General features: G+C 56.2%; 1 protein-coding gene. It reads left to right on the forward strand.

Going from position 1 to position 331, the window contains the following annotated elements; genetic code table 11:
• Nucleotides 1-95: 95 nt before the first annotated feature.
• On the forward strand, nucleotides 96-331 hold a 236-nt coding region (locus tag ACRHNM_RS16495; RefSeq protein WP_431137720.1), incomplete at its 3' end, for a (2Fe-2S)-binding protein.

Genomic DNA, 331 nt, shown 5'->3' on the forward strand with positions numbered 1-331 from the left:
GGTCGCGCCGCCGGGAATCGGGCGAATAACTGCCCAATCAGGCAGATTCACATTCCGGGAACTTTTCCGTACCTTTTTGCTTCATTCTTGCAGGTATGGCAAAACTTACTTTCAATATCAATCGGGAACGACTGGAAACGGATGTCCCTGAGGGTTCAACCCTGCTCAGGGTCCTGAGGGAACACCTGGGGCTCACCGGCACCAAATACGGTTGCGGGATTGCCCAATGCGGGGCCTGTACGGTACATGCCGACAACCAACCGATGCGTGCCTGTATCCTCCGGGCCACGGATGTAGCCAGGGGACAGCAAATCACGACCATCGAAGGCCT

This window comes from Psychroserpens mesophilus, from assembly GCF_050617655.1.
GTDB classification, from domain to species: Bacteria; Bacteroidota; Bacteroidia; order Flavobacteriales; family Flavobacteriaceae; genus Psychroserpens; species Psychroserpens mesophilus_A.